This window comes from Streptomyces sp. NPDC032126, assembly GCF_055580085.1.
The window spans coordinates 367,350-382,692 of record NZ_JBVIMA010000001.1; the positions used below are offsets into that span (position 1 = coordinate 367,350).

The 15,343-nt window shown below is 70.6% G+C and carries 10 protein-coding genes; 2 read left to right on the forward strand and 8 right to left on the reverse strand.

Going from position 1 to position 15,343, the window contains the following annotated elements; translation table 11 throughout:
* Positions 1-55: 55 nt before the first annotated feature.
* Positions 56-1,387, reverse strand: coding sequence for a jacalin-like lectin (locus ACZ5NW_RS01540; protein WP_468741663.1), 1,332 nt, complete (start codon positions 1,385-1,387; stop codon positions 56-58).
* Between the two features lie 123 nt (positions 1,388-1,510).
* Between ACZ5NW_RS01540 and ACZ5NW_RS01545 the strand changes: the two genes are divergently transcribed.
* Positions 1,511-2,779: an MFS transporter gene (locus ACZ5NW_RS01545; RefSeq protein ID WP_468741664.1), complete on the forward strand. Its 1,269-nt coding sequence runs from the start codon at positions 1,511-1,513 to the stop codon at positions 2,777-2,779.
* 50 nt (positions 2,780-2,829) lie between these two features.
* Here ACZ5NW_RS01545 and ACZ5NW_RS01550 read toward each other — a convergent pair whose 3' ends face one another.
* From ACZ5NW_RS01550 to ACZ5NW_RS01580, 7 genes are all read right to left on the reverse strand, one after another.
* Positions 2,830-5,724, reverse strand: coding sequence for a glycoside hydrolase family 2 TIM barrel-domain containing protein (locus ACZ5NW_RS01550; RefSeq protein WP_468741665.1), 2,895 nt, complete (start codon positions 5,722-5,724; stop codon positions 2,830-2,832).
* Between the two features lie 12 nt (positions 5,725-5,736).
* Positions 5,737-6,612: a carbohydrate ABC transporter permease gene (locus ACZ5NW_RS01555; RefSeq protein ID WP_468741666.1), complete on the reverse strand. Its 876-nt coding sequence runs from the start codon at positions 6,610-6,612 to the stop codon at positions 5,737-5,739.
* Entirely contained in the window at positions 6,609-7,577 is a 969-nt protein-coding gene (locus ACZ5NW_RS01560; RefSeq protein WP_468741667.1) for a carbohydrate ABC transporter permease, read from the reverse strand. The genes ACZ5NW_RS01555 and ACZ5NW_RS01560 overlap by 4 nt, the downstream gene beginning before the upstream one ends.
* Before the next feature lie 20 nt (positions 7,578-7,597).
* Entirely contained in the window at positions 7,598-8,860 is a 1,263-nt protein-coding gene (locus ACZ5NW_RS01565) for an ABC transporter substrate-binding protein (RefSeq protein WP_468741668.1), read from the reverse strand.
* Positions 8,861-9,108: 248 nt separating this feature from the next.
* Entirely contained in the window at positions 9,109-10,878 is a 1,770-nt protein-coding gene (locus ACZ5NW_RS01570) for a glycoside hydrolase (protein ID WP_468741669.1), read from the reverse strand.
* A gap of 85 nt (positions 10,879-10,963) precedes the next feature.
* Entirely contained in the window at positions 10,964-12,223 is a 1,260-nt protein-coding gene (locus ACZ5NW_RS01575; RefSeq protein WP_468741670.1) for an ROK family protein, read from the reverse strand.
* Between the two features lie 138 nt (positions 12,224-12,361).
* The gene (locus ACZ5NW_RS01580; protein ID WP_468741671.1) at positions 12,362-13,627 is read right to left on the reverse strand and encodes an FAD-binding protein; all 1,266 of its coding nucleotides are present in this window, start codon (positions 13,625-13,627) and stop codon (positions 12,362-12,364) included.
* Between the two features lie 190 nt (positions 13,628-13,817).
* On the opposite strand from ACZ5NW_RS01580, the gene ACZ5NW_RS01585 reads away from it, so the two are divergent.
* Positions 13,818-15,140: a radical SAM protein gene (locus tag ACZ5NW_RS01585; protein ID WP_468741672.1), complete on the forward strand. Its 1,323-nt coding sequence runs from the start codon at positions 13,818-13,820 to the stop codon at positions 15,138-15,140.
* The last annotated feature ends 203 nt before the right edge of the window (positions 15,141-15,343 follow it).

A 15,343-nucleotide genomic window follows, 5' to 3' on the forward strand; every position in this document is an offset into this window, starting at 1 on the left:
TAGGGCATCTAGGTTTCCGCCTGCCACCTCTTGGATCCCGTGCGGTGCCGGGTGCTCAGCCGATCGGCGCGTACAGCACGCCCAGCTTGTCCATCTCGTCGCCCGAGCGGCCCGTGAACCCGACGATCTGCCAGCCGGCGGGGGCGGTGAAGGTCCTGCTGTCCGCCGTCGCCGTGCCCGAGGTCAGGCCGCGGCCCTTGTCCGTCGTGAAGGACGCCGAGAAGAGCCGCGTGTGGCCGTCCTTCTGACCCTCCGTCAACTTCACCGAGGTGAGGTGCTCGCCGCTCGCCAGGGTGAGCGAGGTCGCCGTGCCGCCCGTACCGCCGTGGGTCAGCGTCGTGCCGCCGTCATGCGTCAGCGAGACCGCGTCGAGGCGGGAGCCGCCGCGCAGGGTCAGCGTGCGCGGGGAGAGCGCGGCCGGGAGGTCGTCCGCGTCGCTGAACGCGGTACCGTGCGGTCCGCCGAAGAAGTCGCTCGCGCGCAGACCGGAGGCGAGGGTGTAGGAGAAGCCGACCGTGTGCGGGAAGTGGTCGGACAGATTGCCGCCGGCGGAGTCCAGGAACGACGCCCACTCGTTGTTGTAGCGCGTCGCCGTCAGGGACAGCAGGTTGCTGCCGCGGTAGAGGACCTTGTCCACGACCTCGCAGTCGTTCGGCGGAGCCGTCGTCGGGCACAGCAGGGGGGCGGCGCCCTGGGTCGGCCGGGTACCGCCGCGCACCAGGCGCACCCACGCGTCCGTGAGACCGTTCTGGTCGGCCAGCGTGCGGATGTTGTCGCCGCTGCGGGTGTAGCGCGTGTTCGTGTCGCCCATCACGATCACCGCGTTGCCGGCCGAGTTGGCCTGGATGAAGGCCGAGAGCTGCTCGATGTTGGCGCGGCGGGCGGCGAGGGCCGCGTCATCGTCGTCGGCGTTGGTGTGCACGTTGTACAGGTCGATGAACACGCCCTCGGCGAGCCGCACCCGGGCCAGTGTGAAACCCTTGGGCGTCAGGCAGTTGGTGCCGGTGCACGCGTTCCACTTCACCCGCTCGAAGTCCTCGAAGGGGACGTCGGAGAGGGTGTTGAGGCCGTCACCGAACGCGGCGCCGCCGCTGGTCGCCGTGCGGTACGGGTGGTTGTCGCCCGCGTACAGGGCCGCGTGGTAGTTGAAGTCCTCCTGGACGTTGACGATGTCGTACGCCGCCAACCGTGGAGAGATCAACGGGGTGTTGGTGGCCGGGTGGCCGGAGCTGAGGCCCTCGGGCAGGCCCGCGACGTTGTACGTCAGCACGTTGAAGGTGCCCGAGTCCGCGGCGGCGGGGCTCGCGGCGGCGGGGCTCGTGCCGGCGGTGGCGAGACCGGTGAGGGCCAGTGCGGCGGCCGCGAGGGTGCCGATCAGTCTTCTCATGGTGGGGGTGTCTCCGGTCGGGGGAGGAAGGGGTGGGCTCGAACATGAACGGTGCTCATGTTCGGTGTCAACCAGTCTGACGGGGAAGGACAGTTGGGGAAACGGAGAGAGGCGGGGCGATCGGTGTACGGGACGCGGCGGGGACAGGTGCGGGAGGCCGGCCGGGACGGGGGCCGGCCGCTGTGGCGGCAGCGGGACTTCGGGATCTTCTGGACGGCGCAGACCCTCTCCGTCCTCGGTGACTCCTTCGCCCTCGTCGCACTGCCCCTGCTGGTCCTGGAGGCCACCGGGTCGCTCGCCCGGATGGGCCTGCTCACGGCGGCCGGCGGCGCGGCCTCGGTGGTGGCGGCCGTGTTCGCCGGGACGGTCGTGGACCGCGTCGACCGGCGCCGTCTGCTCATCGGCTGCGACCTGGTGCGCCTGGTGCTGTACGGACTGGTGCCGCTGGTCTGGCTGTTCGGGCCGCGCGTCTGGCTGCTGTACACCGTGCTGCCGCTGTGCGAGGCGGTCGGCATGCTCTTCGCCGTCGGCTATGTGACGGTGGTGCGCGGCCTGGTCGGCGCCGACCGGCTCACCGAGGCCAACGGCCGGCTGAACGCCACCGCGGCCGCCGCCGGCGTGCTGGGACCGCTGTGCGCGGGCGTCGTCGCCGCCTGGACCGGACCGGCCGCCGCCGTGGGGGTGGACGCGGCCAGCTTCGGCGTCTCGGCGGCCTGCCTCGCCGTCGTACGCCTGCGTCCCCGGCCCGCCGACGAGCGGATCGGGGAGCGGCCCGCGCCGCGGCTCGGGCTGTGGCGGGATCTGCGGGCCGGCGTCGCGTTTCTGTACGGTCATCCCGTGCTGCGGGCGCTGACCGCGCTGCTGTTCGTCTTCAGTTTCCTCACGCTCGGCCTGAACGACCTGGTCATCTACCACCTCAAGCACGACCTCGGACACGACGACGGCACGGTCGGCACGGTCCTGGCGATCGGTGCGCTCGGCACGGTGACCGGGTCCCTTCTGGTGGCCCGTCTGCGCCGCCGCCTGGGGTTCGGCCGGGCCTGGACGGGCGCGGTCGCGGTGTCCGGCTGCGCCGTGGCCGGACTGGGGTGGGCGCGGCAGGTGCCCGTCGTCGCCGTGCTCGCCGCCGCCTTCCTGGCGGCCGTGGCGGTCGCGGGCACCTGCTCGATGTCCCTGCGCCAGGAGGTCACCCCCGAGGCCCTGCTCGGCCGGGTCACCTCCGCCTTCTGGACCGTGCAGTACTCCGCCGCCCCGGTCGGCGCGGCCACCCTGACCTGGGCGGCGCAGCGGCACGGCACGGCGCCGGTCGCGGCGGTCGCCGGCGGGTGCTGTGCGCTCATCGCGCTGGCGGCCCTGGCGACCCCGATACGACGGTCGGGGCGCCCCCGCTGAGCGGCCGCACGGCCGGCCCGGTGGACGACGGGCCGGCCGGTCACCGTGAATCAGTCGGTCACCGAGAACACGAAGGAGAACTCGGCGGGGGCGACGTCCAGGAAGTACTGCGGCAGCGGGCCCGGACCGCAGGACTGCGATCCGATGCCGTGCTGCCCGTGGTCGAGGTTGACCCACACCGTGTCACCGGGCACCAGATCGGTGCGGTGCGCGGCGGCGTCGAGCTGCTCGGTGGTCCAGCGGCGGGCGCTGAACCAGAACTCGGGGTCGCCCTCGACGCGCAGGCCGCCGAGCTCCGCCCAGCGGACGTCGGCACGGGCGCCGTTCTCCTGCGGCCGGACGTACGGCGTCTGCAGACGGTCCACGGTCGACTGCCAGCGGCCGACCATCGACGCCGCCCTGCTGTCCGGATACGCCTCCCCGGGCCCGCCGCCGAACCAGCGCACCGCGTCCGCCGGACCCGGCAGCCCGAACCGGATGCCGAGCCGCGGCAGCGGCACCGTCCAGTCGCCCTCCGGTGTCACCGACACCGTCAGCCGCAGCCGGCTGCCGTCCGACGTCCAGCGGTAGACGGTCGCCAGGCCCACCTCCCAGGCGGCCGGCGCCACCCGGGTGCGCACGGTCAGCGTGTCGTCGCCGGCCTCGACCGCGTCCAGCCGGTGCCGCATGCGGTGCAGGCCCAGCTTGCGCCACAGCAGACCGTGCCGGACGTCCGATTGCCAGGGCGCGCCGTCGTCGTTGTCGGTGGTCGCCCGCCACACGTCCAGGCGCAGCCCGGTCACCTCCACCGCGCCGATGCTCCGCAGCGCGCCGGTGCGCGCGTCGAACGCGGCCGGGCCCAGCGTGATCAGCCCGTCCGCGACGGCCGGACCGTCGCTCGCCGCGACCGACGGCACCGTGCGCGCCGCGCCCGGCACCTGCCCCCACGCCACGACATGGCCGCGCGGCGCCCAGGCGGTGTCCTCGGCGAGCAGCGCGCGCACCGTCCAGCCCGTCTCCGCGCCCGCCCGGGCTTCCGCCGGCGGCCGTTCCAACTTCACCTCGGCCGACGCGCCCGCCGCGAGCGGCGGCACGGACAGGCTGCCCGAGGCGACCGTCTCGCCGTCCACGTGGTAGGACCACTCGAAGGCGTACGCGGACAGGTCGGCGAAGTCCTGCTTGTTGGTGACACGGACCGTGCCGTCCGGGCCCTGCGGGACGATCGCGACCGGCTCGATCACCTTCTTGAACTCGATCAGGCCGGGGGAGGGGGTGCGGTCGGGGAAGACCAGGCCGTCGCAGACGAAGTTGCCGTCGTGCAGCTCCTCGCCGAAGTCGCCGCCGTACGCGTAGCCGTGGCGCTCGTCCTTGATGCCGTGGTCGATCCACTCCCAGACGAACCCGCCCTGGAGCCGGTCGTAGGACTCGAACAGCCGCTGGTAGTCGGCGAGTCCGCCGGGTCCGTTGCCCATGGCGTGGGCGTACTCGCAGAGGATGAAGGGCAGTTGGCGCCGCCGATGGGTGCCGCCGTCCAGGTCGCGGCCGATCCGCTCGACCTCCTCGTGGAAGGCGTACATCCGTGAGTACACGTCGGTGTCACGGCAGTCGAGGTCGCCCTCGTAGTGGACCAGGCGGGAGGTGTCGCGGGCGTGGATCCACTCGGCCATCGCGGTCAGGCCCCGGCCGGTGCCGGCCTCGTTGCCGAGGGACCAGATCACGACCGACGGGTGGTTCTTGTCCCGCTCCACCATGCGGGCGGCGCGGTCGAGCAGGGCGGGGGTCCAGCGGTCGTCGTCGCAGGGGTTGTCGCGCCAGTCCTGTTCGACGAAGCCGTGGGTCTCCAGGTCGCACTCGTCGATCACCCACAGGCCCAGCTCGTCGCACAGGTCCAGGAAGGCCGGGTGGGGCGGGTAGTGCGAGGTGCGGACGGCGTTGACGTTGTGCCGCTTCATCAGCAGCACGTCCTCGCGCATGGTGTCCAGGTCGAGCGCGCGCCCCTTCTCGGGGTGCCACTCGTGCCGGTTGACGCCCTTGAACAGGATCGCCTCGCCGTTGACCTTGATCAGGCGGTCTTCGAGGACGACGGTACGGAAACCGATGCGCAGCGGCACCCGCTCGCCCTCGGTGGCGAGGACGCCGTCGTACAGCGTGGGCGTCTCGGCGGTCCACGGCCGGACGGGGACCGTCGCCGCCTCGCCGGTGGCGATGTCGATGCCGAGGTCCGGCACGGTGACCCGGCCGTCGACGTCGGAGTCGACGCGCAGGGTGCCCGCTCCGGTGGCGTGGTCGTAGGAGGCGTGCACGAAGAAGTCGAGCGCGCAGCCGGCCGGGCGGTGCAGCAGGGTGACGTCCCGGAAGATGCCCGGCAGCCACCACTGGTCCTGGTCCTCCAGATAGGAGCCGGCCGACCACTGGTGGACCCGCACCGCCAGGACATTGCCCACGGTCTTCAGCAGATGGCCGACCGCGAACTCGTGCGGCAGCCGGGAGCCCTTGAACTCGCCGAGGTCGGTGCCGTTGAGCCACACCCGGGCGCACGACTCCACCCCGTCGAACCGCAGCACCGCGCCGCCCCCGGCGAGGTCCGGCCAGTCCGCCGGCAGGTCGAAGACGCGCACATGGTCACCGGTGGGGTTCTCCGTCGGTACGCGCGGCGGGTCGACCGGGAACGGGAAGAGGTGATTGGTGTAGATCGGGGAGCCGAACGCCCCGTCGCCCTGGAGCACCCAGTGCCCCGGGACCGTCACCTCGGCCCAGTTCCCGGTGTCGAAGCCCTCGGCTGCGAACGAGTCGTCCTCGGCGTCGGCCGTCTGCGAGAGCCGGAACCGCCAGCTGCCGTTCAGCGACAGGGAGGCGGCGTCCGAGGAGGCGTACCAGGCGCGGGGCGGCAGCGCCCCGGAGCCCGGCGAGACGTCCTCGACGTACGGGACGGCCGTGGTCGCCGCGGTGGTCGTGCGGAAAGACATCGGTCTCCTAGCTCAGCCCTTGATGCCGGTCTGCGCGATGCCCTGCACCAGCCAGCGCTGGAGGAACAGGAACACGAACAGCAGCGGCAGGATGGAAATGGCCGTGGCCATGAAGATCAGGTGGTAGTTGACGGTCTGGTTGGTCATGTACGACGACAGTGCCACCTGCACCGTCCACGCGCTGGGGTCCTGCCCGATGACCAGCGGCCACAGGAAGGCGTTCCAGCCGTTGATGAAGGTGATCGTCGCGATCGCGGCGAAGAAGTTCAGCGAGTTCGGCACGACGACCCGCCAGTACGCGCCCCAGTAGCCGAGGCCGTCCACGCGCGCCGCCTCCTCCAGCTCCTTGGGGAAGCCCAGGAAGTACTGGCGGAAGAGGAAACAGGTGAAACCGCTGAACAGGCCCGGGATGATCAGACCCCGGTAGGAGTCCACCCAGCCGAGGGAGGACACCAGCACGAAGCTGGGGACGAAGGTGACGGCCGCCGGGACCATCAGGGTCACCAGGATCGCGTAGAAGATCTTGTTGGCGTGCCGGTACGGGATGCGGGCGAGGCCGTAGCCGGCCAGCGAGCACACCAGCAGGGTGCCGATGGTGTGCAGGGTGCCGACGACCATGGAGTTCCACAGCGACCGCCCGAACTCGACCGAGGCGTCGTCGAACGGTTCGGTGATGTTGCCCCACTGGATGTCCGTGGGGAAGAACTTCCAGTTCTCGCCGGTGATCTCCGGGTCGGTGGACAGCGCGTTGCGGATCAGCAGATAGAAGGGGATCAGGAAGAGGAGAGCGGCGATGCCGGTCGCGAGGTAGAGACCGGTGGAGCTCATCACGCCGCCCCCGCGCCTCCTGCGGCGCGGCTTGGCCGTCTCCGGCGCGGTGCTGGTCACGAGGACTCGTCACCCCTTCCGAAACCCATGATCTTGCCCTGGAAGAGGGTCACGACACAGATCAGCATGGTCAGGATCACCGCGCCCGCGCTGCCGGCGCCGTAGTCCTGGTTCTGGCCGAGCGCGGTGTAGTACAGCTCCACCAGCGGGGGCCGGCCCCAGGTGGTCTTTGCCAGCAGATTGAAGAACTCGTCGAACGCCTGGTAGGCGGCGACCAGCAGCAGCAGGATCACGGCCGTGGAGGTGGCGCGCAGCTGCGGGAGCGTGATGTGGCGGAAGGTCTGCCAGCCCGGCTTGGCGCCGTCGAGGGCGGCGGCCTCGTACAGCTCCTGGGGGATGTTCTGCAGGGCGGCCAGGAAGAGAATCATGTAGAAACCGGACTGCAGCCACAGGCGGGCGGTGACGATGACCAGCCAGTACCACGGCGGGTCGGGGTCGGCCAGCCAGGCGATGTTCTCCACCCCGAACCAGCCGAGCACCGTGTTGGCCAGGCCGAAGCGGACGCCGTTGAAGAGGGACATCTTCCAGATCAGCGAGGCCGCCACGTAGGAGCAGGCGGTCGGCAGGAAGAACACCGAGCGGAAGAACGCCCGCATGAACCTGAGCCGGTTCACCAGCAGCGCCAGGGCCAGCGACAGCGCCCACGTGGTGGGCACGATGAACGCCGCGAAGACGGTGAACGTCACCAGCGCGCCGGTGAAGTTGTCGTTCGTCAGCATGTACGTGTAGTTCTCGAAGCCGACGAACTTGTCCGGGGTGACGGTGAAGCGGGCCTCGAAGAAGCTGAGCCAGATGCTCCAGCCGATCGGGACGTAGACGAAGACGATCAGGCCGGCCAGGAACGGCCCGGTGAAGAGCCAGAAGTTGAAGGTGGGGCTGCCCCGCAGACCCCGCCGGGGCCGTCGGCCCCGGGCGGGCTGGGCGGGGGCGGGGCTCGCGAGGTCGAGCTTGGTGGTCGTCGACATGGCGTGGTCCGTCCGCCGGCCTATCCGAAGAGCTTCTTGAGCTCGCGGTTGACGGCCGTGTCGCACTTGTCGAGCGCGGCCTCCGGGTCACCGCCCTTGCGGACGGCGTCGGCGAAGACGTCCTCGGTGGCCTTGATCATGGCCTGCGTCCAGCCGATGTTGTCGAAGTGGCCGTAGTCGGTGAAGAGCTTGACGCCCTCGGCCGGCAGGCCCGACTTGAGCTTGGTCGCGGACTGCGCGAGGGAGGTGCGCGGCGGGATGTGGAAGCCGTAGGAGGTGGCCCAGTCCTCCTGGTACTCCTTCTGGTCGATCCACAGCCACTTCACGTACTCCTTGGCCGCGTCCACGTTGTCGCCCTTGGCGTTGACGAACATCGACCAACCGCCGTTGTAGACCGAGGGCTTGCCCGCGTCGGTGACCTTCGGGAAGGGGAAGACGCCGAGGTCGTCGCCGAGCGCCTGCTGCATCTGCGGCATGGCCCACATACCGCAGAACTGGATCGCGCACAGGCCCTGGTTCAGCGCCGAGGGGTCCCAGAAGTCGGCCGGGGCGCCGAGGAGCAGGTCGCCGCTGGTGAAGAGTTTGCGCATCTTCTTCAGGCCCTCGACGACGCCGTCCGTGTGGTAGGCGATCTCGTTCTTCTCGTTGAGGGTGTCGGCGCCGGCGGACCAGATCATCGGGTTGATCACCGGGTGCAGGTCGTTGCCGAGGAAGAGGCCCTTGACCTTGCTGGTGGTGAGCTTGGCGGCGGCCTCGATCAGCTCGTCGAGGGTCTGCGGGACTCCGACGCCGGCCTTCTCCAGCAGCGACTTGCGGTAGAAGAAGAACTGCGGGTCGTCGATCATGCGGACGCCGTATATCTTGCCGTCGACCGTGTGCGAGGCGATGTCCGCCTGGTTGAACTGGGACTTGACCGGCTCGATGATGTCCGTCAGATCCGCCACCTGGCCGCTCTTGACGAGCTGGATCTGCGGGTGGAACTCGAACAGGTCGGGCGCGTTCTTGGTGAGCAGCGTCGCGAACAGCTTGCTCTCGAAGTCGGAGCCGGTGATCCACTGCGTGGTGACATTCGCGCCCTGGTACGCCTTCGCGTACTTCTTGATCGCCTGCTCGGTGCCCGCCTCGCCGTAGGCGTGGAAGTACTGCGTCAGATTGGGGCCCGAACCCGAGCCGCTGCTCCGGCCGTTGTTGCTGCCGCAGGCGGCCAGCGTGCCGGCGGCGGCCATGCCCGCCGCGGCCCGGAAGAGTGATCGGCGGGAGAAGTTGCTGTTGCTTGCCGACATGGTGACGTCCTTGTCTCGAGTGCGGCTGCGGCGCCACGGCTTCAGCGCGGTGTGGCTCAAATGGCGTTGCGGAGCGGGACGTTAACCTTCGGCTAAGGCTTCGGCAAGGGGTTGGACGAAGCCTGTGCGAAACGTTGTGCGCGGTTCGGAATGACGAACATGAGGGGGGCGGGGAAGGGGTGAGGGCCGCCGGGTCAGGGGCCGGCGGCCCTCGGTCCAAGGGGGGAACTACGGGGTATGACGGGCGGCTACGGCCGTGACCAGGCCTGGTTGGTGCCGCCGGTGCAGCTGTACAGGATCACCTGGGCGCCGTCCGCCGTCGACTGCCCGCTCACGTCCAGGCACCTTCCGGACGCCTCGCTGACGATCTGCCCGTTGGCGTTGAGCAGCCACCGCTGGCCCACGTCACCGGTGTACGCGTCCGTCGTCGTCAGGCCCGAACTCCCGGCCGTCAGATAGCCGTTCACGCCCTTCAGGGCGCCCCGGGCGTCGTAGGACCACGCCTGACCCGGCTCGCCCGTGCAGGTGGCCAGCGAGGCCCCTTCGGCGCCCGCCGCCAGGCACTTGCCGGACTGCTTCCCGACGAGCGCGCCGGTGACGGCCGTCGGGGCGCTGTGCTTGCTCTGCGCGAGGACGTACGTCGTGATCGAGCGGGGCGCGAGCGTCGCCGACAGGGTGCCGCCCGCGACCTTCGGCCGGGCCACCTTCGCCCAGTTCTCCTCCGCCGACGTCCGTACGGCCTGGGTGGCCGCCAGCGGTTTCCCGCTGTTGAAGTGCAGATCCAGCGCGGTGTCGGTGGTGTTGTGGTTGTTGACGACCACCACCCAGGTGCCGTTCCGGTCGTACGTCGACACCTCGACGCCGGCCGGCAGCCCCGTCACGTCGTGCGCGACCGAGCCCGGCCTCACGAACCTGCTGTACTGGCCGAGCGCGTAGTACCGCTTCGTGAAGTACAGCGTCTGGTTGCCGTTGGTGGCGTAATCCGGGTCGTAGTAGATCAGTCCGTCGTTCCAGCCCTGGTCGTTGCGGGTGGTGCCGTCGGTGCCGATCATCTCCGACAGCGCCACCCACCACTGGAAGGCGGAGTCGTGGGCGACCGCGAAGTCCTTGTAGATGATCCGCGAGAGGTTCAGGCCGCCGTCGATCGTCGGGTCGTACTCCTGCGCCCAGCCGGTGCCGCCCTTGCCGAAGCAGCAGATCTCCGTCGACCAGGACGCGATGCCGGCCGCCTTCGACGTCTCGTACACCTTCGCCCGGTTGGCGTCGCCCGGGTTGTCGTAGGTGTGGTGGGCCAGCCGGTCGACGTACTGCGCGGTCCCGGGCTGTGAAATCCACTGCGGGACTTCCTCGTTGAACTTCACCGTGCTCGACGACTCGTCGGCGATGATCCCGGTCCGCTGGTGCCGGGCCCGCTGCTCGGCGCCCAACGCCCGGACGATGTCGTCGCGTTGGTCGACCGGCACCAGCATGCCCTCCTGGCCGCAGCTGTCGAAGCTGTTGGTCGGCTCGTTGAACGGGCTGATGTAGTCGATCCCGACGCCCTGCCGGGCGAAGTGGTCGGTGACGTCGGCGACGTACTTCGCGAAGTCCTTCTCGTTCTCCGTCCTCAGATAGCCGCCGCAGCTCTTGCCGTTGGTCTTCCACGCGGCGGGCGCGCTGTTGACGAAGGCGATCAGGTCCTCGACGCCGTACCGGGCCGCGGCGTACAGGAAGGTGCGGCCGGCCTTGTCCTTGCTCCAGTCGTACGTCCCGTCCTCGCGCAGGAAGTCCTCGGGGGCGCGGGGCGCGTACGTCACCCCCGTGCCACCGCCGCCGATGTTGTAGCGGTACGAGCTGAGGTCCAACCCCTGCCGGGAGAACAGCAGTCGGGCGACCCGGTCCTGGACCTTCGGGTCGAAGTGCTGGAGGTCGTTGACCCACCAGGCGCCCGAGGCGCCGATGTTGTCGATGGTCTGGGCGGCGTGCGGGGAGACCTCCGCCGGTAAGGTGCCCGCGGCGGTCGCGGGCGGGGCGGACAACAGGCTTCCCGTGACAGCCAGCGCGGCTGCGGCTGTCGCGAGAACGGGTCTGGCGGTGCGCGTCACAACTGCATCCCTTCCGTCGTCATGAAGGCGGTGCGGTACGGCTCCTTGCGGGGGTGGTGCGCTGGGGGTGCGTTCGGTCTCTGCGGAGCTGCCCGACGGACTGCAGGGCCCCTTCGAGCGCGAAGGTCGCCGCGCCCAGGCAGACCGGGTCCGTGGGGATCGGGGAGAGGACGATCTCGGTGGCGGCCAGCGGCCGCTTCAGCGCGTGCCGGGCGACGGCCTCGCGCACCTCGGCGACCAGGGGCTCGCCGAGGGCGGCCGCGACCCAGCTGCTGAGCACGACCACCTCGGGGTTGAACAGATTGACCAGGTTGGCGATGCCGGCGCCGAGGTAACGGACCGTGTCGCGGACCACCTTGAGGGCCACCGGGTCCCGCTCGCGCGTCGCCCGGGCCAGTGCGGCGATGGTCGCCGTCTGGTCCTCCGGGTGCAGCAAGGTGCTGTCGGGGCTCAGCTCCCGCAGGCTCAGCATGATGCCGGACGCGCCGGCATACGCCTCCACACAGCCGTGCTTGCCGCAGCGGCACAGCCTTCCGTCCAGCACGATCGTGGTGTGGCCCCACTCGCCGGCGCTGTTGCTGACGCCCCGGTGCAGGCCGCCGCCCAGGACGAGGCCGGCGCCGACGCCGGTGCCGAGGTTGACCACCACCGCGTCCCCGCGCCCGCGCGCCGCCCCGAACCACAGCTCGGCCACCGCGCTGGCGCGCAGCGGATTGTCCAGGTACAGCGGGTAGGCGATGTGCTCGGTGAGCAGGTCGAGCAGCGGTACGTCGTGCCAGTCCCAGTTCGGCGCGTACTCCGCGATACCGGTGGCGCGGTCCACCTGCCCCGGCACGCTCACGCCGACGCCGAGCACCCGCGCGCCCTCGATCCCGGCCTGCGCGACCACCGAGCCGACGGCCGCGGCGACATGGCCGACCACCTGCTCGGGGCGGCTCTCGCCGGGGCTGAGGTCCTCCTCGGCCCGGGCCAGCACGTTCAGCGCGAGGTCGAACAGCTCGACGTGGACGTACGTCTCGGCGATGTCGACGCCGATCAGCGCGCCGCCGGTCGCGTGGACGGCGACCAGGCCCCGGGGGCGGCCACCGGCCGAGTCCTCGAACCCGACCTCGGTGATCATCCGCAGGTCCAGCAGCTCGCCGACGAGGGTGGCGACCGTGGCGAGCGACAGACCGGTGGCGGCCGCCAGCTCCTGCCGGGAGGTGGGCGAGCGGGCGATGATCTGGCGCAGCACCTCGTAGCGGTTCGCGGTGCGGATGTCACGTGATGTGCGCTTCACCGGAGTCGACCCATCCCTTCCCCGTGCCGGGCCGGCCGGGGCGTCCTCGCTCCGGCGCCGCGCCAGGCTATGGCGTTGCCGAGCTTTCGACAAGGGGTTAGGAAAGGGGGTTTATAAAGTCGCCTTCGGGGAGTCGCGTCAGCGGTCCGGTGCGTCGCCGAGGACGTCCCGCACGAAGGGGTTGGTGAACGTGCCGGCGGGATCGAGTCCACGGACGACCGCCGCGAAGTCGTCGGCCCGTGCATACAGTCCACGGACGACCGCCGGCGGCATCGTGAACACCTTCCCCCAGTGCGGCCGCGCCGCGAACGGCTCCAGCGCCGCCTCCACCTCCCGGACCACCGGCAGCACGGCCTCGGTGTCGTCGGTCCAGGTGAAATGCACGGCCACGGAGTCGCGCCCGTACGCCGGACCGAGCCACTGCTCGTCGGCGGCGATCGTGCGCACCTCGCAGGTCTGCAGTACGGGGGCGACCGTCTCCCGGATCCTGTCGATCGCATACAGCATCTCGACGGCGGACGACCGCGCCATCAGATACTCGCTCTGCAGCTCCGCCCCGCTGCTCGGCGTGAACTCCGCCCGGAAGTGCGGCAGCCGCTCGTGCCAGGGCCCCGGCACGCCGAACTGCTCCGTGCAGTGGAGCGCCGGCATCCCCGGCACCGGGTGCAGCTTCTCGGTGGCGGGCGCCGCCCACGGGAAGTCCGGCAGCGGCTGGTCGGTGCGGCGCTTGAGCCACACCTGCCGGAAGCCCGGCGCCCGCCAGTCGGTGAACAGGCTCACGCTGTACGCGGCCGACGCCACCGTCTCGAAGTCCAGCCCGTCCAGCGCGAGCTCCGTGAACAGGTGCTGCTCCACCTCGTAGGCGGGCTCCAGGTCGAGGGTGAGCGCGGTGACCGCGCCGAGCGCGCCGAGCGAGGTGACCGCCGCGCCGAAGCGCTCGTCGCCCCGCCCGATGACGACGACCTCCCCGTCCGCCGTGACGATCTCCACCTCCCGCACGGCGGCGGCGAGGGAACCGTTTCCCACCCCCGATCCATGCGTCCCGGTGGCCACCGAGCCGGCCACCGAGATGTGCGGAAGGGACGCCATGTTGGGCAGCGCGAGGCCCCTCTCGTGCACCCGGCGGGCCAGCTCGGCGTAGCGGACCCCGCCGCCGACCCGTACCGTGCGGGCCGCGGTGTCGATGTCGGTGACGGCGGGCAGCGCGTCCAGGGACACCAGCGCGCCCTCGGGGCCCGGCTCGGCGATCCGGTTGAAGGAGTGCCCGCTGCCCAGCACCCGCACCCGTTCGCTCCGCGCGACCAGCGCCCGCAGGGCGTCGAGCGACCGCGGACGGTGCAGCTCCTTGGCGGCGTAGGTGATGTTGCCCGCCCAGTTGGTCACGGCCCCGGCCGTCCCGGTCATACGGTCGCCCCTTCCGAGGAAACGAGGAAACAGCGGAAACGACGAGAACGAGCATCGCGCGTGTCTCCGCAGGAGGAACGTATCGTGCCGGTCCGGCGGCGGGACACGCTGACCGGACCCCCGCCCCGCGTCCTCGCACGGCGGGGGCATACCGTGAGGAGTCGTACGCCTGAGCCGGGAGGAGAGACGGATGGGCAGCCGTACCGCGCTGGTCGAGGATCTGATGGAGCGGTTTCCGCACGTTCCGCGGGAGGCCGTCTTCAAGGAGGACCTGCTGCGCGGCGGCGTGGCCTTCGACCCGTCGGCGCTGAGCGACAACGAGAGCGGCGAGGTGAAGCCGAAGTCGTACTTCATCTTCTCCTTCGACCACGGCACCCTGCCGGAGCTGGGCGAGGCCGCGCTCCGGCGGCCGCCCGAGGAGATCATCCTCACCGGCGGGCCCTACGACCTGCGGCGCACGGTTGTCTCCGTGCGGGTGAACCCGGCGTCGCCGTACCGGGTCGCCGCGGACGACGAGGGCCTGCTCGGGCTGTATCTCGACGGCCGGCGGATCGCGGACGTCGGCGTGCCGCCGATGCCGGAGTACTACCGGCACAAGCTGTCCAACGGGAAGTCGGTCATGGAGGTGGCCCCCACCATCCAGTGGGGTTACCTGATCTATCTGACCGTCTTCCGGGTCTGCCAGTACTTCGGCGCCAAGGAGGAGTGCCAGTACTGCGACATCAACCACAACTGGCGCCAGCACAAGGCCGCCGGGCGCCCGTACACCGGGGTGAAGGACGTCGAGGAGGTCCTGGAGGCCCTGGAGATCATCGACCGGTACGACACGGCGAAGGCCTCCACCGCCTACACCCTCACCGGCGGCGCCATCACCAAGACGGTCTCCGGGCGCGACGAGGCCGACTTCTACGGCCACTACGCCAAGGCCATCGAGGAGCGCTTCCCGGGCCGCTGGATCGGCAAGGTCGTCGCCCAGGCGCTGCCCAAGGACGACGTGCAGCGCTTCAAGGACTACGGCGTGCAGATCTACCACCCCAACTACGAGGTGTGGGACGAGTATCTGTTCAAGATGTACTGCCCGGGCAAGGAGCGCTACGTCGGCCGCGACGAGTGGCACCGGCGGATCCTCGACTCCGCCGACGTGTTCGGCGCGCGCAACGTGATCCCCAACTTCGTGGCGGGCGTGGAGATGGCCGAGCCGTTCGGCTTCACCACCGTCGACGAGGCGATCGCGTCGACCACCGAGGGCCTGCGCTTCTTCATGTCGCACGGCATCACGCCCCGTTTCACCACCTGGTGCCCGGAGCCCACCACCCCGCTCGGCAAGGCCAACCCGCAGGGCGCGCCGCTGGAGTACCACATCCGGCTCCTGGAGGCGTATCGCGCGACGATGGACGAGTTCGGCCTCTCCTCGCCCCCCGGCTACGGCCCGCCCGGCCCCGGCCGCGCGGTGTTCTCCGTCAGCTCCTTCATGGACAGCCTGCCCGCCGGGGAGCCGACGCCGGTGGCGTGACCGAGGCGGCGTTCGCGTGAGGCGATGAGAAACAGGGCGTCCGCGTCCGTACCAGTAGCCGGAACCGGAGTCCGGCGCGCGTACGGACCGGACGCTTTGTCGACAAGGCAACCGGCGGTGAGCCGCTGGTCATGACATCTGAAGACGGCGCTTGTCAGTTGTGTCGGTAACGTGAAAAGCTCTGGCCCTGCCGCGAGGTTCCC

Coding starts and splice junctions, on each gene's coding strand:
- ACZ5NW_RS01540 (WP_468741663.1), bottom strand. CDS start 1,387: ATGAGAAGACTGATCGGCACCCTCGCGGCCGCCGCACTGGCCCTCACC.
- ACZ5NW_RS01550 (WP_468741665.1), bottom strand. CDS start 5,724: ATGTCTTTCCGCACGACCACCGCGGCGACCACGGCCGTCCCGTACGTC.
- ACZ5NW_RS01560 (WP_468741667.1), bottom strand. CDS start 7,577: ATGTCGACGACCACCAAGCTCGACCTCGCGAGCCCCGCCCCCGCCCAG.
- ACZ5NW_RS01565 (WP_468741668.1), bottom strand. CDS start 8,860: ATGTCGGCAAGCAACAGCAACTTCTCCCGCCGATCACTCTTCCGGGCC.
- ACZ5NW_RS01580 (WP_468741671.1), bottom strand. CDS start 13,627: ATGACCGGGACGGCCGGGGCCGTGACCAACTGGGCGGGCAACATCACC.
- ACZ5NW_RS01585 (WP_468741672.1), top strand. CDS start 13,818: ATGGGCAGCCGTACCGCGCTGGTCGAGGATCTGATGGAGCGGTTTCCG.